The following is a 17,895-nucleotide window of genomic DNA, read 5'->3' as shown; positions in this document are numbered from 1 at the left end:
CAATAGATTTTTCGGATAAAAATAGTGCCATTTCGGCAAAAAGTTGTTACTTTGTACGAATAGCCGATCGCTCTTGCGTCTCAAAATGTAAAAGTACATTTTGATTCGCCCCAAAATGGCTAAAACAACGATCAAAATGCAAATGTGCATTTGAAATCGGTCTATGCGGCTCTATTCGGCTGATTTCGGCTAAACAACCTGCACTTTTGCAGTTTGAGGCGATAAATGGCCGGAAAACCGGCTATCTACCTGCACTTTTACATTTTGATGCGTAGATAGCTTCTACAAATTACAGTTTGCTATAATATTCATACCAAAGGCTAATCGCTGCGATACTGCTGCTTATGGTACAACTTAAATTCATTTCATACAGGTGACCTATGCGAAAAAAACTACAAGTCTATATATCTTCTACCTTCAACGATCTAGTAGAGGAAAGACATGCCGCTGTGCAAGCGGTGCTTCATGCCGGCCACATTCCTGCTGGAATTGAGCAATTTGCTAAAGAAAGCCCTCTTTCTACGCTAAAAAGATGGATCAGCGAATCCGATGTTTATATTCTCATTCTTGGAGGGCTCTACGGCTTGATGTTTCCTGATGAATCACAAAGCTACACGCACTGGGAATATGATTATGCCGGAGAGCTCGGAAAACCGCGATTTGCTTTTGTACTCACGGATGAGGCCTTGAGGCAAAAGCCGTATGATTTCACCCAAAATGAAAGCTATGAGAAGTATCAAGCGTTCAAGCAATCCGTATTTGAAAACATACCTGTATTTCATGTTGAGGATGAACGGCACATTCATAGGGTCATTCGGGGAGAACTGCCCCAGTATGCAGAGAAACTGCCTGGCTGGTTTTCCGGTAAGGATATCCCGGATGTGCAAAGGTTACAGAAAGAGAATGCGGAGCTGCGTGCTGCGTTAGAGAGATTACAACGGGGTCGCAAATGACAACCGATTATAATGAATTAGAAACGGAGGAACCGGAACTATGCAATTAATCGTTGAATCGGGCAATATGAATGACTATTTAATAGAGACGGATGAAGTCGACCATTCCCATTTCTCAATAGCAGAAAAGGCAAATGAGTTGAGCAGCAGCGCTAAGAATGAAGTTGAATTTGTACAGGCCGCTTTCGAATATGTCCGCGATCAAGTTTTTCACTCTGCCGATATTGGCAGCTCTCGTGTTACTTACAAAGCATCTGATATTCTCCAGCACAAGGAAGGATTGTGTTATGCAAAATCGATACTGCTAGGGGCTATATTAAGAAATAAAGGCATACCGGCGGGATTTTGCTACCAAAAGCTTGCCTATGGAGACACACCGGACGCAGGTCATGCTCTCCATGGGTTAAACGCTGTCTATTTAAGCACGTTAAACAAATGGATTCGGTTGGATGCCCGCGGCAATAAAACGGGAATAAACGCCCAATTCTCTATCGATAAAGAGCAGCTGGCCTTTCCTATTCGGAGTCATTGCGGAGAGATCGACTACCCGACTATATACATCCATCCGAATCAAAACTTAATAACGATACTCAAGCAAGCCGCTAACGGCTCTGAGCTTCACTTGCCATCTGACATAGAATAATGTGGGGCAGACAAGAATCACGCTAGCTTATAGCCTCTTTTTAAAAATAACATAGTCTTTCAGTATATAATTTGAGCGCTCAGGGCAACTAGATGGTGTGCATCATCTCTTGTTGCCCCTCTTACGTATATGCCTGGCTCTATCATATGTGCCCCCTGACTTACGTTATTCGAATACGACAACCCAATACTTTTCTCCCGGGTTGCCTTCTTCCACAACTTTTTTCCCGCCGTTACTTTCGTAAAATCTCAAGGCTCTATGATTTTCGGATACACATTTAAGCCTTATAGGCTTGTTCATTGTTTCTAGTGCATGCTGGAGCAACTCCGCCCCCACGCCCTTGCCGGTATAGCCAGGCTGTACGAATAAGTTATGAATGAAGTTCTCCGGCAAGTAGAGAGAGGAAAAACCGACGATACGTGAATTGTCCTCTGCTACAATAATTTGTTCCTCAACCGTATCCCGGTCAAAATCCTCCAGTGTCATCTCATTACTATTCGCCCAGTGAAAGTTCTGCTGACGTGATTCCAGATAGATCTTTCTTAGCTCCGGGTAGTCTTGTTCACTTGCTTCTCTAATTATCATTGTGGTTCTCCTAACTTGTTCTTTCTTCTATTTTTTCTATGTGTTCATATCCGTTAGTGCCGGGATATTAATCTCTTTCACACATGCAGCTTTGGATAAGCTAACTACACATTTTACCAGAGCAACGATATCCTGAAGCGGAATACGTGTCCCATTATAGGCAGAAAGCGCCCGTTCACTTCCCTCTTCATAGGGAATCTCGGCAGCCAGTTCACCAGGGTTAATACAAGTAACGGCAATGCTGTCTTGTCTCGTATGCTCTCTCAGCGCCTCTGTAATGCCACGTATTGCGAATTTGGATGCGACAAAAGCGACTTGCGTACTATTTGCATTATTTAAACCAGCGGTCGAGCCGATTAGAATGATTTTCCCAGCTTCTGATTTGCGAAGAGCGGGCAACAATGCCTGCACGCATACAATGGTGGAGGTTACATTCACATGAATAAGCTGGCTTATATCGGCAGGCTCATCCTTATCAAATGTATAGTGATCTTCAAAGCCCTCCTTTTCCCAAATGCCGACATTGTATATGAGAACGTCCAATACTTCCTCACGCAATTCATCGGCAACAACTGCAGCGGCATCTAGTTCAGACAAATCTGCCTTGATCCATATCCGTTGCACACCATCCTCCAAGTTCAAGCTGTCAGGTTTACTGCGGGATACCACCCACACCTTATCGCCCTGCTGGGGCACTCCTCTGACGAATGCATCTCCTAAGCCTTTACTTGCACCAAACACAAGATAGGTCTTCATATATTTAAAACCTCCTTTTTTTCTATTCGAGCATTACTTGATGTGAGGAAGGCCTTACCATTCTTTGTTTTGAAGCCAAACCTTCACTTCAGAGATAGTACTAGCATACCAAACTAACGACCCTCCCTGCCCGGAATGAGAGCGCAACATTTCAAACATCGCCTAGTGATATAGTTACAATGAAATTGAAATTAGGAGATGAAAATATGCAAAAACTGATAGGCAAAATCGCTCTAGTAACCGGTGCAAGCCGGGGAATTGGTCGCGGTATCGCGTTGCGTCTAGCTCAAGAAGGTGCAGTTGTTGCCGTACACTATGGAAAAAGGCAAGATGAGGCTGCTGAAGTTGTTCATGAAATTGAGCAAAGCGGGGGTACTGCTTTCACGCTCGGTGCCAGCTTCAATTCCCTCAATGGTATTCATGATTTATACGCAGCTTTCGATGAAGCGCTGCGGGAACGTACAGGAGATAATCGTTTTGATATCCTTGTGAATAACGCTGGAATCGGTCAGATACTAACCATGGAGGAAGCAACCGAGCAAAGTTTTGATGAAGTCATGAACCTGAATGTGAAAGCACCGCTTTTTGTTACTCAACAAGCTTTACCGCGTCTCCATGACGGGGGACGCATTATTAATATTTCATCATTTGTTACACGCGCAGCTTCCCCTAGCGTTTTTACGTACAGTATGTCCAAAGGTGCTATCGATACGTTTACCCTGGCCTTAGCCCAGCAGCTTGGGAGCCGTAATATTACCGTCAATGCGATTCAGCCTGGCATTATTAACACAGAGATGAATGCGGGCACGCTGCAAGACCCAAATGGACAAAAATATGCTGCCAGCCTTTCAACCTTCAACAGGTGGGGAGAGCCTGAAGATATTGCAGACATTGCTGCTTTTCTCGCTTCAGCAGACAGCCGCTGGATTACCGGACAATTAATTGATGCAAGCGGCGGTTCTCATTTGTAAGTTTAGTTTTTACACCTTCCCACTGCTTCAAGCAGTGGGAAGGTGTTCCCCTAGCTTTTTTACTTTGAAGCCTCTACTCTCCCTGAAGTATCGGAACAAAAATATCCGCGTTATTAAAATGCTGTTCTTCTCCAAATTTGAATACTTCAAGCGCAAGCGCCAACGTATTATTTTTCAGATCATTTTCTTTCAAGAACGTTTTGATTAGTACATACGGGTCCTGATCCACAGCTCTCACCTTGGCATAGGATTGGCTGTCTACAGTGAAGCCGATCATGCCTTTCGGGATATCCTCAATATTCTCAACTTCCATACAGTAGATGTAGGTAAAAAGTACATCATTCGCAAAATGAGGACATACATACTGATGTTCATTCAAAACTCTTTTAATTTCAATCTTTCTTTCCAGAAATAATCGATTTGCTTCGTTAATGCTTCCCTTGTCGAATCTTTTAAAAACATTCGTTACAGGAACGCCAACGAAATGCTTCGCCTCCAGCGTCACGATCTCGATTTGATTGTTCTGCATGAACCTCTCTCCTCGCAATATGAGTTAGCCGCCTATGATCCTTAAATGATTATAAATATATGGATATTTTACCAAATACAATCTTTGAACACTATCATCTAATTGAGAAAAAAACACCGCTAGATCACTCCAGCGGTGTCGAGTCATCAGGCAGAAAGCTCCCGCTCCTGCTTTTCCTTAAGCTCAACGAGCAAAGCGTGCAGCTGCTCTGTCGCGAGTCCATGCAGCACCAAACGAAACCCGGCTCTTAGCGTTGTCAGCGGCACCATCGGATGCTTGTTGTTAATGAGCGCAAGCCGGTCATTGCTTCCGATGATTTTCGAAGCGAGTATGCCTATCGTTTCATCCAGCTGCAAGGAATTGGTCGCCCGCCAGAAATCATTATCGGTCAGGAATAATTGGTAGACTGGCGTAAAGCATTCAATTGCGGTCGTAAGATCCATAAAGTTCGTCCAACGCTTCGGCATGGCATCAATAGGCAATGGCGTAGACGTAATGGCAGAGAAATTTAGACGTTCCTGCTTGGTAACTTCAATCCCTTTATCCAGCAGCTCCTTGTTCAAGTTAATGACGAAGTTGTACAGGTTCAAATCATGAATAAGGAATAAATCGTCCTTCACCGGCTCCAGATTGGTCGGCTTAAGCGGGTTCATCGTTATGTTAACGCCCGGAACATTGTCGCGAATGAACTGGAGCACCTCCGACCCGAGATAGAAATGACGCAGAATCATATAGTTGGCGCTCGGGCTGACGAACGTTTTCATGCCCCAATGCAGCACGCGGTGCAGCACCCGGGAAGACGTGAGCGCCTTCGGTACGATGATCTTATAAATTTGCAGCAATATGATCAGGAGACGGGCAAACGGGCGAAGCAGCGGGAGCAGAAACTGTCGCGACCGGCTTGAGCAATCCTTTAAGTAGGCAGCCTTTGCTTCCTCATTGAAGGGAATGCTTTGATCAAGATAAATTGCCAGAAAAGGATTCGGGTCGTCACGGTCATGTGCCATATTGCGAAAAAAGTCCGCCTCGCTCATACGTTATTCAGCTCCTCTAATTGCAGCAAATAGAGCCGTGCCGTTGTCTTGGCCGTCTTGACAATGCGGTCTGCAATATCGGCTGTTAGCAGCGGGTGCTGCACCACCGTCTCCAACCGCTCAAAGTGCAGCTCGTCGGAATCGCTATGATAGAGCAAGAACGAGACCTGCTCGTCGTCCAACCCCAGCTGATCGCGAATCATTTCTCCCCAATAACGGGCCATCCGGCAGCCAAGTCCCTCGATAATCCACATAGCACCGATGAGGTCGACGGGGTTGTCACGGCTCGCACGCTGGAACAAGTAGGCCGACAACGCCTCACTGCCGATATTTTTCTCCCCAGCTTGAATGGCTGTCAGATCTCCCCCAACTGCTGCATAATTACGCTCTAGAATTTGAAAATCACGATGCTCATCGCGTGCATGAGCAATGAACGTCGATCGCAGATCGATATGCTCAATCGGAATGTAGGACGCTGCACGCGCGATCCACTGCGAGCCGTCGATAACTTGCTGGCGGATATTTTCCATCAGCGATTTATAGTCGTTCATCGAGAATTTCCCATGATACAGCTTATGAATAATCGGCACGCGGGCCAGCTTCTGTTCAAAATCGATCCATACACGCACAAGCTGGCGAACGAGGTGAGCTTGCACATCATTTGTGCTGTCATATTTCAAATTCGGCGCTTCCGGCGACCGCTCCTCGAAGGTTGACTGAGGCACTTCGTCCTTAGAGCCAACAACGTTCAGCAGCATATATGAGGTCTGGAACCGGCCGCTCTCCGGCACCATGCATAGTACGCGCTCGCCGGGCGTCAGCTTGCCGCTGCCAAGCAGCTCCTCCAGCATAATGTAGATCGATGCCGCTCCTGTATTGCCCCGCGTGTACAGATTGGTGAACCATTTCTCCTCCGGAATCGTTAAGCCGCCAAGCTGCAGCAGACGGAATATTTCATCACGGAAGAAGTGCGAGGAATAATGACACACCATCCAGTCGATCGAAGCCGGATCAATTGCTCCCTCCTCTACAAGCTCGAAGAAGCGGTCCACCCCCACCTTCGGCATTTCATTCACAAGCCGGATATCCTGCTTCAGATTGATCGCGCCATCATCGGCAGCATCGTGAATCGTCCGGTAATCCTGCCAGCTGGCATGTTCCTTGTTATCCATATTGCTTCCTGCGTACATGCATACGTCATAGCTGTTCGCATAGGACTTGTTGTCGATCCACTCGATACGAAGCGACAAGCCGCTCGGAGCAGGACTATTCTGCAAAATGGCCGCTCCAGCACCATCCGACAGCATGAAGCGGAGAAAGTCCGTATCGAATGGCACCGCGCTGTCATGGTAAGCCTGCTGCGCTTCGAACCGTGTATGCTTGAAGACGCGGCTCGGAAACTCGCTGGCGCAGGATATCGCGATACGACTCTCGCCAGACAGCACTTGCAGAAAGGCGTTTTTCATCGCCTGCATGCCACTGGCGCATACGCCGTGATGAGTTGCGATCTCCATGACGGGCAAGCCCGTCTCCGCATGAACCATACTTGCGAAGCCGGGAACAAGCAGGTCACCCTGCGTTGTTCCCACCGCAAGGAAATCGATGTCGTTCTCAGGTGCGTTCGGATTGCGATTCAGCGCATCGCGAATGGCCAGCGCCGCCATCTCGGCGTTGCTGTACAAGCTGCGCTGCTCCTTATCGATGGCATAATGGCGATAGCGGATTTTATTTTGCTCAAGGATGCGTCTCATGGACTTCGAGCTCTTGCCGTTGATTCGGCCCAGGTAATCTTCTATCTCCTCATTGCCGATTGGCTCTCCCGGAAGGAACTTTCCCATACTTGTCACGTAAACGTCGTTCATCCGTGCACCTCCAGTAGAATAGGGTATATATCCCATAATCTCTGATGGAGCCGTCTACGGATAGTTCCAACTTTTTATAGTACTAGTGTAATCTGCACAATCACTGCAATTCAGCAAGAAGCCAGCATGAGGCCTTATAAATCCCCTCATACCGGCCTCTTGCTAATTTCTAAATGCCTTAATTATCTCCATAACTATGCTCTTCTTTGTTTCCTGCTAATAAAACGCCTATCGATGAACCAAGCGATAAGCAAGGACAGGATGCCGAGCACAACCGGTATGCCAAACGCTTCGTAAGAGAATGAGCTGCCTTTCAGCTTCAAATGATCGGCAGCACGGTATTCAAGCCGCTTAGCCGCAAATTGCGCTGTCCGGACATCTTCTTGTGCAGCCAAGTCTTCAAATGCAGCGTCCATGGCAAAGCGGTCTGACTGATCGCGATGCAAGTAAAGCAGCTTCGAACTATGCCCGCTGTTATTCCATTGCTTGATGTCCTCGGCAGCTGTAGTCTCAGCATCCGCCCCTACGACAATCATTTTCGCAAGCTTCGGCACGTCTCTAGTCTGATAGCGCGCAACCAAGTTCAGGCCATGCTTCGTTACGATGACTTCATTACTGCTGGATACCGTTAGTGTCGTTGTCGTTCCGGAAGCGGCATACGTATCAAATGCGGCGGACAAATCGAGTTCATCCGCGCCATTATAGAGCAGCACACCCGCTTTAACTTTGTTCCACTGATACGCATTATTCATTACGTATGTAATATCGCTCAATCCGGCTTGGAATGGCTTCATATACGGATTTTGCACGTAATCGTAAGAAGGATAGTTCATATGTTCCGCTACCGTTCTCGCAGCGGTATCGCCTAACTGCTGGGAAATAACATACAGCGTTGCATCGATTCCCGATGTCAGACCGGCAGAAGATACGATATTGCCCTGCGGCACATAGCGCTGGTCTTTCACCCACTGAACCTCAGGATATTTCTTAATCAGCCTGTTAATATCCCCCCAATGCGTCGCGGCTGATTTGCCGTTCAGCAATCCGGTATCCGCTAGATTCTCTGCGCCATTACAGATGGTGAGCAATGTCGTGTTCACGCTTGAATGCTTTTGAATCCATTCACGGACAGGCGCATATTTATGGTCATCTAGTATCGGCATAAACGGAATGACGATAATGTCCGGGCTTTTACCCAGCATCGCGTCCATTTCATCAAATGAATAATGAGGAACGACATCAAGTCCCCCGGTGAGAGATTTAATGCTGCGGTCAGGTGCAACACCGTATACATTGTAAGCTCCTGTCATTGCAAACATCTCGTACGGAACGAGAAAATCGAACACTTCAGTCACTTCGTTAGCCAGCAGCACAGCCACTGTCGGTTTTTCGGCGTCATATTCCGGCACTTGTACATTCGTTAAAGATGGAGCCGTCTTATCATAAATCGACATGCCCGCATTCATTGTGTTAATGAACCCTGCCGCCCCTGTCCCTCCAACGACAATGACAAATAGAATGAGATAAATCATAACTCGCAATACTGCTTTCACTTGTGTGTTCCCCTTTAGCACTGGATTGTTTGCCCTACAAATGATAACAATCCAAACCGCGTCTATCATCGGGCTGCAGAGGGTGAGCGGCTCTCAACTTAGGTCGGGACAGGTGCTGGACCCCGGTCTGTTCTCTTTTTTTCGCAAGACTCGATAGAGCTATTGCTCCATTTATTTTCATAGCATTTGGTGATCAAAGAACAATGCCCTCTTCCATAGGGGTTCTATGTTAAATCTGTTTGTCATTACATATCATTTATCCTATTGATACTTGCATGCTGTACGCGCTTCCTCCCTGTGAACAGAGTAAGTCCAAAGCACAAGATTAAAATAATTCCAGCAGCTACATAAGGGAAGTTCAGGTTCACATCGAATAGGATGCCTGCGGCTATCGGTCCGATAATATTGCCCAGGCTGGTAAAGGAGGAGTTAAGTCCTGCCACATACCCCTGCTGTTCTTGGGCGGCCATGGACATTTGCGTACTAATGGCCGGACGCAGAAGATCAATAGCCAAAAATATAACAAAGGTTACAGCGAAGATCAGCCAGTATTGCTCGACTAATAATGTCAGTAGCACGAACACTCCTGCAGCGAGCAGGCATAATGTGATGACCAGCTTTTCACCATAACGGTTCATGACCCAGCCGAAAATAGTCAGCTGAATGACCGCACCCCCGATAGACGCAAATGTGAAAATAAAGGCGATATCCTTCGGTGTAAAGCCAAACTTGTGGTCGACGAATAGGCCAAACACCGCTTCATAATTAGCAAGTCCAAACGACATGACGAACACAATAATTAAACTTATAAAATACGGTTCACGGTAAGCGAAACGCAGCTGCTGAAGCAATTTCGGCGCCGGGTGAGACAATGCCTTGTCGCTGTTCTTATCAGTTTTCACAATCGATGGCAGCGATTCCGGTAGTATAATCATCGTCAGAACTGCAGCAATCAGTCCGGCTGCTCCAGCAGCAAAGAACGGCACGCGAATACCAAACTCCGCAATAAAGCCTCCAATACCAGGAGCGATGATATAGCCTGTCGAAATCGAAGCATTGATAAAACCCATTCCTTTGGCACGCTCTTCTTCGGTCGTGATATCCGCTGCATAAGCCATAACGGCTGGCATAATAAGCGCTCCGCTAATGCCTCCCAGCATCCGGGATACAAAGAGCAGCAGAGCAGAATCCGCTAATCCGAATATGACCTCCGCACAGGCGAAGACCAGCATACCAGCTATAATAATGCGCTTACGCCCGAAGGAATCAGACAGCCGCCCTGCCAGCGGCGAGAAGACCAGCTGTGTGAACGCAAAGGAGGCGGTAAGCAAACCGGCGATGCTTCCGTTAACGTCCAGCATTGTAATGTATTTAGGAATGACAGGTATAACCAGACCGATGCCGGCAAAGACCAAAAACAAATTAAACATCAGGAGCAGCATAATGCCCCTGTTTCTGAATAATAAAGCCATCTGATTGTCCCCCAGCCAGTGCCAATTTCCATTCCGACCACTTAATAAACATAAACATATAAAAAGTATGTTGTGAATGTAATACACAAATTTTACAGTGTCAATATAAACTTTTTAAATGAAAATGTTTATTATATAGAAAAAGTAATCCCTCTAGCACGGTTAGAGGAAAAGGCATCTAAAGAGAAACCAGATAGCTTCTGACGAAGCTGAACTAGTCAAGCACGGGTATCGATTTCATGGTCAGTGAAATTAAGCGATGGCTGATCCCGATCTTCCTTGTTCTTTTTATGCTCGATGTGATGAAATCCCCACCCGCACATATCATTAAGAACTGTACTGAGGGTTTGCCCATGCTCAGAAATGCAATATTCAACTTTAGGCGGAATCTCCTGATACACCCTCCGAACGATCATGCCATCTCGTTCCAGCTCACGAAGCTGGCTGGTAAGCATCCCTTGGGTGATAGTTGGAATCATCCGTCTCAGCTCTCCAAATCGTTTGGTACCTTCCGTCAGCAAAATATATAAAATAATCGGCTTCCACTTCCCTCCAATGACTTGGAGAGTTGCTATGACTCCATTTGTTAAATAAGAATTGTTTATATCTTCGGCCATCGATGATCCCTCAAATACTCATATTTTTTTGTAATACCTTTAGAGTACTGCTATTGTAACAAAAGAAAAGCGGTTAACCAATACGCTCAAAAAGTGTACTTAGTACGCTTTAGCATACTAATGGAAATTCAGTAACGAAGGTACTTTCAACCCGACTTAGTATGAGAAAACAGCGTACTTTACAGGAATTAATTCCTCAACAATAATGGAGCAGTCAAGCGCTGACGCCATCTTGTGGAGAGAGGAAGATTCCCATGAAAATTTTAGTCATTGTTACCCACCCGTCCTTCGATCAGTCTCGAGCCAACCGTGCTCTTATTGATGAACTGAGTCCTTATGATAATATTGATGTTCACAACCTTCACGAGGAGTACCCGGATTGGAACATCGACATCGAGAGAGAACAGCAACTGCTGACCAAGTATGACCGTGTAGTACTTCAATTCCCTTTATTTTGGTACAGTACCCCGCCGCTGCTCAAAAAATGGCTGGACGATGTGTTAACGTACGGATGGGCGTATGGGACAGGCGGCGATAATCTGAAAGGCAAGGAATTCATCGTGGCGGCAACAGCAGGCGGCAGCGAACACAATTATCGTTCAACCGGCCACTATGAGTTCACGATAAATGAGTTCTTAAGGCCTTTACAGATAAGTATCAAATATACCGGCGCTGTCTACTTGCCTGCCTTTGTTATATACGATACCCTGGAAGCCACGGATGACCAGCTGAAATTGGAAGCACGCAAGTATGCAGAACATATCCGTGCCTCCGCAGATGTACTCGTTGAAAATACAAAGGCCTCTTAAAATAAGCAACTCCGTACAATATTAACCAGAGAACAAACAAACACACCGCTTCAAGCTGCTATAGCTTGGAGCGATGTGTTCACTTTGTAGCGTTTCGCGGCCTCTAAATTTCGCGACTAGGATCAAGCACTAAAGCTTCTCCATTAACCTTGACGTGCTCTGTGATCATCGTGCCCCAATCTGGAAGATGTTGTGTTTCCCCTAGAAACCTGCTTCCGGCTAAAGATCCGTTATCCATCTTTGCTCCTGCAAAAAGACATCCCTCGAATTTACAATACATAAGATGAGCACCGCGAAAGTTAGCATCCGAGAAGCGGCAGCGGACGAAGGATACATCTCTTCCTTTCGTATGGCTCAAATTGCTGCCTGTAAAATCACAATCCTCAAACTGTTCGCCAAACGCAGCATTCTTGAGAATTGTTTTATGAAACGAACAATGTTTGAATATCTTCGTGATGAATCTGCCATCTAGTTTAACCCCATCAAAACGGCAATTCGTAAAAGTAGAATAGATTAAGCCCCCTCCAGGCTCGAAAACTGCATATGATAGATCAAGGTTTTGTACAGTAAGATACTGCATGGACTCGGTCAGAACGACCCCTCGAAAATCCTCTAACCCGTCAGCGGTTTGGCCATAAGGGGACGAAGGGAAAGAGCGGTCTTTTTTGTGCAAGTTTTGTTTTCCAGTTACAGCAGCTAATGCCTTGTTGACGGCAGCGATCTGAGCTGGCTCCCACCTGGAAATCAGTTGCTTCTTGTTCAATGAGTGAACCTCCTCACAGCTCAATTCATGTTAATTAATACTACCATAATTCATAGATGAGATGAGACTGTGATGAACCTGTTACCGTCTTCTTTTCACTCACCAATGACTATGATCACTTCCAAAATGCAATATATCCTTTACATTTTCCAATACATAACTTACAATAACTTCTAATCATTAACCGGAAGGGACCCCTTGTATGCTTGTTAATAAAGTTCGTGAACTACGAGCGCGCTTCAGATGGTCGCAGCAGGACCTAGCGGATGCCATTGGAGCCACTCGTCAAACCGTAGGGTTAATTGAGAAAGGGGACTACTCCCCTTCTATTACGCTTGCCCTTAAAATTGCCGCAGCTTTCCAATTACCTGTGGAGGAAGTTTTTTATTTAAAGGCGGAGGAGGAATAAGATGCTAACACGGATTATACGCTCGCCCTTACTTTCACTCACCCTGTTTCTCAGCACGTTAGGCTTGGCTTATCTATTAAAGCTGATGCTGACAGGGGAGCTTTCGACTACGACGGGAAGAATTTATTGCGCGATCTTTGCTATCCCTCTAGGCGTGCTGTGGGTATTGCTTGTAAGGACTTATAATCGAAGAAATCCGAAAGACCGCATTAGTGTCTGGGCCGTAATCCCGTTTGAAATTCGAGAAGTCGATGAGGGGCAGCAATGGATCTCATTCAAAGCTTGCCGGAACGTCTATATTTACTATGGCTGTGGTATACCCTTAGCTGCGATAACCATCCTGTTAATTCCACCTAATGCTGTCTATACTTTAATCACTTTCGGCTTGCTAGGATTGGGCCAATTTCTCGTCTATGGTCTAACCATGTGGAAGTATAGCCGCGTCTAATTCTACCTATTCGTATTTCTACCGAGGGGAGAGCAAATGCCTATGAATGCAGCCGTCAAGTTGATGCAGAAATTCAAAGATTCCGAGAATCAGAATAGACTGAAAGTCTATCAGGGCAAGGTGGAGCTCATTAGGAAACGGAATTTGGAAGCATGGGATGACGGTGACCTTCTAGCGGAGTCCCTCCGTCTGCAAAAGGAAGCAAAGTCCGGAACACCATTGGACGAGTTGCTTATCGATGCTTATGCGTTAGTCTGTGAGGCAGCGAAGAGAACACTGAGCTTACAGCCTTACGATGTTCAGATCATGGCTGCTATCGCTCTGCACGAGAGATTTCTGATCGAGCAGCATACCGGTGAAGGTAAAACGCTCTCTGCTGTCATGCCTGCTTATCTTAATGCGTTAACCGGCGAAGGCGTTCATGTGCTGACTTTCAACGATTATTTGGCCAAACGGGATGCTGATTGGATGGGACCGATCTATCGTTTCCTCGGGTTAACGGTACACTCGGTTCAAGCGGGCATGAGCTTGCCCGAGAAACGGGAGGCGTATGCCAAGGATATCACTTACGTTACGGCAAAAGAGGCAGGCTTCGATTATTTGCGTGACACGATTGCACTGAGCGAAGCCGATACCGTACATCGTCCTTTCCACTACGTCATCGTCGACGAAGCCGATTCGCTGCTTCTTGATGAAGCGCGGGTACCGCTAGTCATCGCCGGCGTGTCGGGCTCTTTCGGCAACGAAGCCTTTCGTTTTGCTGAAGTGGCCCGGCAGCTTGAGCAAATCGAGCATTACGACTTCGACGAGTCCATGCGGAACGTTTATTTGAATGAAATGGGCTCTGCAAAGGCAGAATCGCTGCTAGGCTGCGGCAATTTGTACGAAAGCCATAATAATCATTTATTGTCTTCATTAAATTGCGCGCTGCATGTAGAGACGTTATTGAAAAAAGACGTCGATTACATCGTCCGGGACGGGAAAATCGAGCTGATCGACGAATATACCGGCCGCGTGGCGGAGAACAGGCATTTGCCGGACGGGCTGCAAGCTGCACTTACGGCTAAAGAAGGGCTGCAGTCGGCATCCGACGGGAAAATTCTTGGGACAATTACCCTGCAACACTTCCTTAGCCTCTATCCGAAGGTTTGCGGAATGACAGCCACCGCATACGCTTCTGCATCGGAATTCGAAGCGATTTATGAGCTGCAGGTTGTGCGAATTCCGCCAAGCCGGCCAAACATACGGATTGACCATCCGCGCCGGATATATACCCACAAAGAAGCCAAGCTTAAGGCGCTTGTACAAGAAATCTCGTCTGTTCATGCAACGGGACGTCCGATGCTCATTGGCACATCTAGCGTCGAGGAGTCGGACACGCTGGCGAATGCGCTAGCGGCTGCCCGTATATCCTGCCATGTTCTGAATGCGAAAAACGATGCCAAAGAAGCCGAGATCATCGCCAAAGCGGGAGAAATCGGGGCTGTGACGGTGTCCACGAATATGGCAGGACGCGGCGTCGACATTCGGCTCGGCGGCGGCAACCCTACTCAAGCAGAAGTTGTAGCCAAACTTGGCGGATTGTATGTAATAGGTACACATGTGAACGAAAGCGTGCGGATCGACAATCAGCTGCGCGGGCGTTCTGCCCGCCAAGGCGACCCGGGTTCGTCTGTATTTTTCATAAGCTTGGAAGACGAGTTAATGCTTCGGTTCGGCATTGATAAATGGGTTCGAGGCCGCAGGCAAGATGAGCCCCTTGAGGAACCCGTTCTCCAAGGCAAAATCTCGCATATCCAGCGCGTTGCCATGGCCCAGAACTTCGATATTCGCCAGGAACTGAACTATTATTCAGATATGGTGGAGGATCAGAGACGAATTCTGTATGAGGAGCGGCTCAGAATTTTGAACGGCGAGCAGCCGATGAGCCCGTCGGAGCAGCGGGTACGGCTTTTTTATATCGACGAGTTCTGGGCGGATCATCTGGCATACGCTTCTTACATTCGCGAGGGCATCCACTTAGAGAGCCTTGCCAGCCGCAATCCGATGGACGAATTCCATGCGCTAATCACCCAAGCCTATGAGCAAATTCCGGCTAAAATAGATAGAGAGTCAGCGGATATACTTGCAAGACTCGGAGGTTCGAATGATCCGGCGGAGTGGGAAAAGCTTGGTCTGAAGAGCCCTGCCTCCACTCGGACTTATATGATCAGCGATCACTATATCCAGAACAAGCGCAGCTCATGGACACCAATGACGGTAATAGCTTACTATTTGCGTAAGGTTCTGAGGGCGGCTTTGCTGCCGATACACAAGCTGCCGAAATATTAATATCGTGGAGTTTTTCGCCGCCATAGTTTTGGCGGCCTTTTTTAAATTCGTTTTTCTGCGATATAATAGCCTCACCACATATAAGGCTGGCTTCAGCAGCTCACGGAAGGAAGACAACTCTCCAATGAAAGCAACCGTGAATGTACAAGAGCACATACTGATCTGGAATCATGCCACGTTCAAAATCATGGATGTACGACATATCGGCATACAGGACGGCGAATCCGTGCCCCCTTACCTGTTCCCTGCTAGCGCCTTTCTGTATGTAACGCAGGGTAGTGCAACGCTAATTTTGGACGGAAACGAGCATACTGCAAAGCGTTTCTATATGCTTCATGGCGGCAAAGGTAGCCGTCTGGACATTATCCTGACGGATGAATCGTTTCATTATTACCTGATCTTCTATAAAGCCTCCTTGCCGCTAGCTGTCGAGCAGCGCGCACTCCGGCATGGAGATCAACAATTGGCATTCCACCTTCAATACGGTTTTATCCCGCTCCACCCTGCCATTCTATATGAACTGGCTGAGCGAATGCTGGACGAATGGCTTGAACAGGGACGTTTGGAGCGGCTTCATGTCAAAACACTATTTTACCAATTTGTATACGAGCTGCTTCGGCAGATGGACCAACAGCAAGTCAGCATCGTTAAGCCTAACCTTGCCTCTCAGCTTATCCGCTACATGCAGGAGCATTATGCCGAACCGCTCACCCGGGAATCACTGGCGAGCACATTCCACTACAGCGTACCCTATCTGTCTAAGCATTTCCGCCGGGAAACTGGAACTAGCATCATTGATTACTTAATCCGCATTAGGATGAACCGGGCAGGGAAGCTGTTGCAACAGACCGAATTTTCTCTGCAAGAGATTGCTGCAAGTGTCGGATATGCAGACGTATCCTATTTCATCAGAATGTTCAAAAAGCATACCGGAGTAACACCCAAACAATTCAAGGATGAGTTCGTACAAGGAGCAAGAAGCTCCTATCGTCCTATCATTAGGCTCGGATCATCCATTGTTCCGCGTAGGCTTCGTCGTTATATTGATATCAGAGATGATAATGATTATCAATATAGCGAAAAAGGAGATTTACAGATGTATAGAAGCAAATTACCTGTTGGAGTTACGTTGCTGCTGTGCCTGACCCTATTACTTAGCGCATGCGCCGGCCCAGCGAACACGAACGGCAGGACTGGCACTAACCTTGCTCCAAGTCAAACTGCTGGTTCAGAGAGCAATCCCAGCAATTCCGGCAAAGCAGCAACTGGAAATACAACAGGCAGCTCGGAGATGGTAGCCTATTCCGCTGTTAACGGTGAAGTACAAATTCCCAAAAACCCTCAAAGGATCGTCATGGTGGCAGGAGCCTTCACCGGACATTTGCTAGCGCTGGGCCTGAAGCCTGTGGGAACCGGTGACGAGTCCTTTAACAGCTATACAGAAGGAATACTGGATGACGTTGTCAACATCGGCAGCGATGTGCCTTACGAGAAAATAACGGAGCTGCAGCCGGATTTAATTGTAGTCTGGAACGACCGTGAAACGATCGAAAATTTGTCCAAAATCGCGCCGACTGTCGCTGTTGAATACGGGGTACCTCTGCGGGAGCAATTAATGGATTTTGGCAAGATGACTGGCAGAGAAGAGCAGGCGAAAGCCTGGATTGCAGATTGGGATGCTAAAATCGCAGAATACAAACCTCTCGTGAAACAAGCGGTAGGTGACCGCACCGTTTCAATATTCGATTCGGGAAATCCTAAAGAATTTTATGCCTACGGAAGCTTTGGCAGAGGCGGAGACATTATTTATGGCGAGTTCGGTCTGAAAGCACCTCCGATTATTCAGAAGGAAGCCATCGACAGCGGCACAGGCTGGGCCAAATTATCGCTTGAGTTGTTGCCGGAATACGCAGGCGACTATATCTTTATCAGCGGGTGGACTGACGATAAAAATGCGGCGCCGGTTTTTGAAGGCAGTATCTGGGCTAACCTCCCTGCTGTCCAAAATAATCACGTTTATCGCGAAAACAGCCGGGGCTTCGTCTTTAGTGACCCTATTTCGATGGAAGCCCAGCTTAAATTTGTCGTAGATAGCTTAACCAAAACATAGTGAAATTTAGTAGACGTACGGTTTGTGAGAGGCGAGGGGGAATCCCTCGT

General features: G+C 47.1%; 17 protein-coding genes. 8 read left to right on the top strand and 9 right to left on the bottom strand.

Annotation, left to right across the window (positions count from 1 at the left end; all coding sequences use genetic code 11):
* Positions 1-380 precede the first annotated feature (380 nt).
* Together ACFVVF_RS21660 and ACFVVF_RS21655 are read left to right on the top strand one after the other, a co-directional pair.
* Positions 381-953 (top strand): DUF4062 domain-containing protein, encoded by a 573-nt coding sequence (locus tag ACFVVF_RS21660; RefSeq protein WP_387814121.1) that lies wholly within the window; start codon positions 381-383, stop codon positions 951-953.
* Between the two features lie 40 nt (positions 954-993).
* Entirely contained in the window at positions 994-1,596 is a 603-nt protein-coding gene (locus ACFVVF_RS21655; RefSeq protein WP_387814119.1) for a transglutaminase-like domain-containing protein, read from the top strand.
* Between the two features lie 165 nt (positions 1,597-1,761).
* Here ACFVVF_RS21655 and ACFVVF_RS21650 read toward each other — a convergent pair whose 3' ends face one another.
* Entirely contained in the window at positions 1,762-2,181 is a 420-nt protein-coding gene (locus ACFVVF_RS21650; protein WP_387814117.1) for a GNAT family N-acetyltransferase, read from the bottom strand.
* 36 nt (positions 2,182-2,217) lie between these two features.
* Positions 2,218-2,937 carry an SDR family NAD(P)-dependent oxidoreductase gene (locus ACFVVF_RS21645; protein WP_387814115.1) on the bottom strand — a complete coding sequence of 240 codons (720 nt, stop codon included), beginning with the start codon at positions 2,935-2,937 and terminating at the stop codon, positions 2,218-2,220.
* A gap of 206 nt (positions 2,938-3,143) precedes the next feature.
* Here ACFVVF_RS21645 and ACFVVF_RS21640 point away from each other — a divergent pair, with 206 nt between their 5' ends.
* Positions 3,144-3,908: an SDR family oxidoreductase gene (locus ACFVVF_RS21640; RefSeq protein ID WP_387814309.1), complete on the top strand. Its 765-nt coding sequence runs from the start codon at positions 3,144-3,146 to the stop codon at positions 3,906-3,908.
* A gap of 73 nt (positions 3,909-3,981) precedes the next feature.
* On the opposite strand, the gene ACFVVF_RS21635 is transcribed toward ACFVVF_RS21640, so the two are convergent.
* The 6 genes from ACFVVF_RS21635 to ACFVVF_RS21610 form a co-directional block, all read right to left on the bottom strand.
* The gene (locus tag ACFVVF_RS21635; protein ID WP_387814113.1) at positions 3,982-4,437 is read right to left on the bottom strand and encodes a GyrI-like domain-containing protein; all 456 of its coding nucleotides are present in this window, start codon (positions 4,435-4,437) and stop codon (positions 3,982-3,984) included.
* Positions 4,438-4,583: 146 nt separating this feature from the next.
* A complete protein-coding gene (locus ACFVVF_RS21630; RefSeq protein WP_387814111.1) occupies positions 4,584-5,471 on the bottom strand; it encodes a DUF6999 family protein in 888 nt (295 codons plus the stop codon).
* Entirely contained in the window at positions 5,468-7,333 is a 1,866-nt protein-coding gene (locus ACFVVF_RS21625) for a 3-oxoacyl-[acyl-carrier-protein] synthase III C-terminal domain-containing protein (protein ID WP_387814110.1), read from the bottom strand. Before ACFVVF_RS21625 ends, ACFVVF_RS21630 begins: the two co-directional genes overlap by 4 nt.
* Positions 7,334-7,527: 194 nt before the next feature.
* Positions 7,528-8,886: a DJ-1/PfpI family protein gene (locus ACFVVF_RS21620; protein ID WP_387814108.1), complete on the bottom strand. Its 1,359-nt coding sequence runs from the start codon at positions 8,884-8,886 to the stop codon at positions 7,528-7,530.
* A 245-nt stretch (positions 8,887-9,131) separates the two neighbouring features.
* Positions 9,132-10,358 (bottom strand): MFS transporter, encoded by a 1,227-nt coding sequence (locus ACFVVF_RS21615; protein WP_387814107.1) that lies wholly within the window; start codon positions 10,356-10,358, stop codon positions 9,132-9,134.
* 218 nt (positions 10,359-10,576) lie between these two features.
* Positions 10,577-10,975 (bottom strand): winged helix-turn-helix transcriptional regulator, encoded by a 399-nt coding sequence (locus ACFVVF_RS21610; RefSeq protein WP_387814105.1) that lies wholly within the window; start codon positions 10,973-10,975, stop codon positions 10,577-10,579.
* A gap of 254 nt (positions 10,976-11,229) precedes the next feature.
* Here ACFVVF_RS21610 and ACFVVF_RS21605 point away from each other — a divergent pair, with 254 nt between their 5' ends.
* Complete coding sequence (locus ACFVVF_RS21605; RefSeq protein ID WP_387814103.1) at positions 11,230-11,784, top strand: NAD(P)H-dependent oxidoreductase; 555 nt, start codon at positions 11,230-11,232, stop codon at positions 11,782-11,784.
* A 103-nt stretch (positions 11,785-11,887) separates the two neighbouring features.
* On the opposite strand, the gene ACFVVF_RS21600 is transcribed toward ACFVVF_RS21605, so the two are convergent.
* Positions 11,888-12,547 carry a pentapeptide repeat-containing protein gene (locus tag ACFVVF_RS21600; RefSeq protein ID WP_387814101.1) on the bottom strand — a complete coding sequence of 220 codons (660 nt, stop codon included), beginning with the start codon at positions 12,545-12,547 and terminating at the stop codon, positions 11,888-11,890.
* Between the two features lie 202 nt (positions 12,548-12,749).
* On the opposite strand from ACFVVF_RS21600, the gene ACFVVF_RS21595 reads away from it, so the two are divergent.
* The 4 genes from ACFVVF_RS21595 to ACFVVF_RS21580 all read left to right on the top strand — a co-directional run bounded on the left by ACFVVF_RS21595 (position 12,750) and on the right by ACFVVF_RS21580 (position 17,845).
* On the top strand, positions 12,750-12,956 hold the full coding sequence (locus ACFVVF_RS21595; protein ID WP_387814099.1) for a helix-turn-helix transcriptional regulator: 207 nt from the start codon (positions 12,750-12,752) through the stop codon (positions 12,954-12,956).
* Position 12,957: 1 nt separating this feature from the next.
* Positions 12,958-13,404, top strand: coding sequence for a hypothetical protein (locus ACFVVF_RS21590; RefSeq protein ID WP_387814097.1), 447 nt, complete (start codon positions 12,958-12,960; stop codon positions 13,402-13,404).
* Positions 13,405-13,446: 42 nt separating this feature from the next.
* Positions 13,447-15,735, top strand: coding sequence for a preprotein translocase subunit SecA (locus ACFVVF_RS21585; RefSeq protein WP_387814307.1), 2,289 nt, complete (start codon positions 13,447-13,449; stop codon positions 15,733-15,735).
* A 124-nt stretch (positions 15,736-15,859) separates the two neighbouring features.
* A complete protein-coding gene (locus tag ACFVVF_RS21580; RefSeq protein WP_387814095.1) occupies positions 15,860-17,845 on the top strand; it encodes an AraC family transcriptional regulator in 1,986 nt (661 codons plus the stop codon).
* Positions 17,846-17,895: the final 50 nt, after the last annotated feature.

It is taken from the genome of Paenibacillus sp. NPDC058174 (genome assembly GCF_042883865.1).
GTDB lineage: Bacteria > Bacillota > Bacilli > Paenibacillales > Paenibacillaceae > Pristimantibacillus.
The sequence above is the reverse complement of the archived record's forward strand: the minus strand, read 5'-3'. Positions and strand labels throughout refer to the sequence as shown.

Bases quoted from the DNA above. Each gene is read 5' to 3' on its own strand.
- ACFVVF_RS21625 (WP_387814110.1), bottom strand. From the start codon at position 7,333: ATGAACGACGTTTACGTGACAAGTATGGGAAAGTTCCTTCCGGGAGAG.
- ACFVVF_RS21610 (WP_387814105.1), bottom strand. From the start codon at position 10,975: ATGGCCGAAGATATAAACAATTCTTATTTAACAAATGGAGTCATAGCA.
- ACFVVF_RS21595 (WP_387814099.1), top strand. From the start codon at position 12,750: ATGCTTGTTAATAAAGTTCGTGAACTACGAGCGCGCTTCAGATGGTCG.
- ACFVVF_RS21645 (WP_387814115.1), bottom strand. From the start codon at position 2,937: ATGAAGACCTATCTTGTGTTTGGTGCAAGTAAAGGCTTAGGAGATGCA.
- ACFVVF_RS21615 (WP_387814107.1), bottom strand. From the start codon at position 10,358: ATGGCTTTATTATTCAGAAACAGGGGCATTATGCTGCTCCTGATGTTT.
- ACFVVF_RS21640 (WP_387814309.1), top strand. From the start codon at position 3,144: ATGCAAAAACTGATAGGCAAAATCGCTCTAGTAACCGGTGCAAGCCGG.
- ACFVVF_RS21585 (WP_387814307.1), top strand. From the start codon at position 13,447: ATGAATGCAGCCGTCAAGTTGATGCAGAAATTCAAAGATTCCGAGAAT.
- ACFVVF_RS21660 (WP_387814121.1), top strand. From the start codon at position 381: ATGCGAAAAAAACTACAAGTCTATATATCTTCTACCTTCAACGATCTA.
- ACFVVF_RS21630 (WP_387814111.1), bottom strand. From the start codon at position 5,471: ATGAGCGAGGCGGACTTTTTTCGCAATATGGCACATGACCGTGACGAC.
- ACFVVF_RS21650 (WP_387814117.1), bottom strand. From the start codon at position 2,181: ATGATAATTAGAGAAGCAAGTGAACAAGACTACCCGGAGCTAAGAAAG.
- ACFVVF_RS21580 (WP_387814095.1), top strand. From the start codon at position 15,860: ATGAAAGCAACCGTGAATGTACAAGAGCACATACTGATCTGGAATCAT.
- ACFVVF_RS21590 (WP_387814097.1), top strand. From the start codon at position 12,958: ATGCTAACACGGATTATACGCTCGCCCTTACTTTCACTCACCCTGTTT.
- ACFVVF_RS21605 (WP_387814103.1), top strand. From the start codon at position 11,230: ATGAAAATTTTAGTCATTGTTACCCACCCGTCCTTCGATCAGTCTCGA.
- ACFVVF_RS21655 (WP_387814119.1), top strand. From the start codon at position 994: ATGCAATTAATCGTTGAATCGGGCAATATGAATGACTATTTAATAGAG.
- ACFVVF_RS21635 (WP_387814113.1), bottom strand. From the start codon at position 4,437: ATGCAGAACAATCAAATCGAGATCGTGACGCTGGAGGCGAAGCATTTC.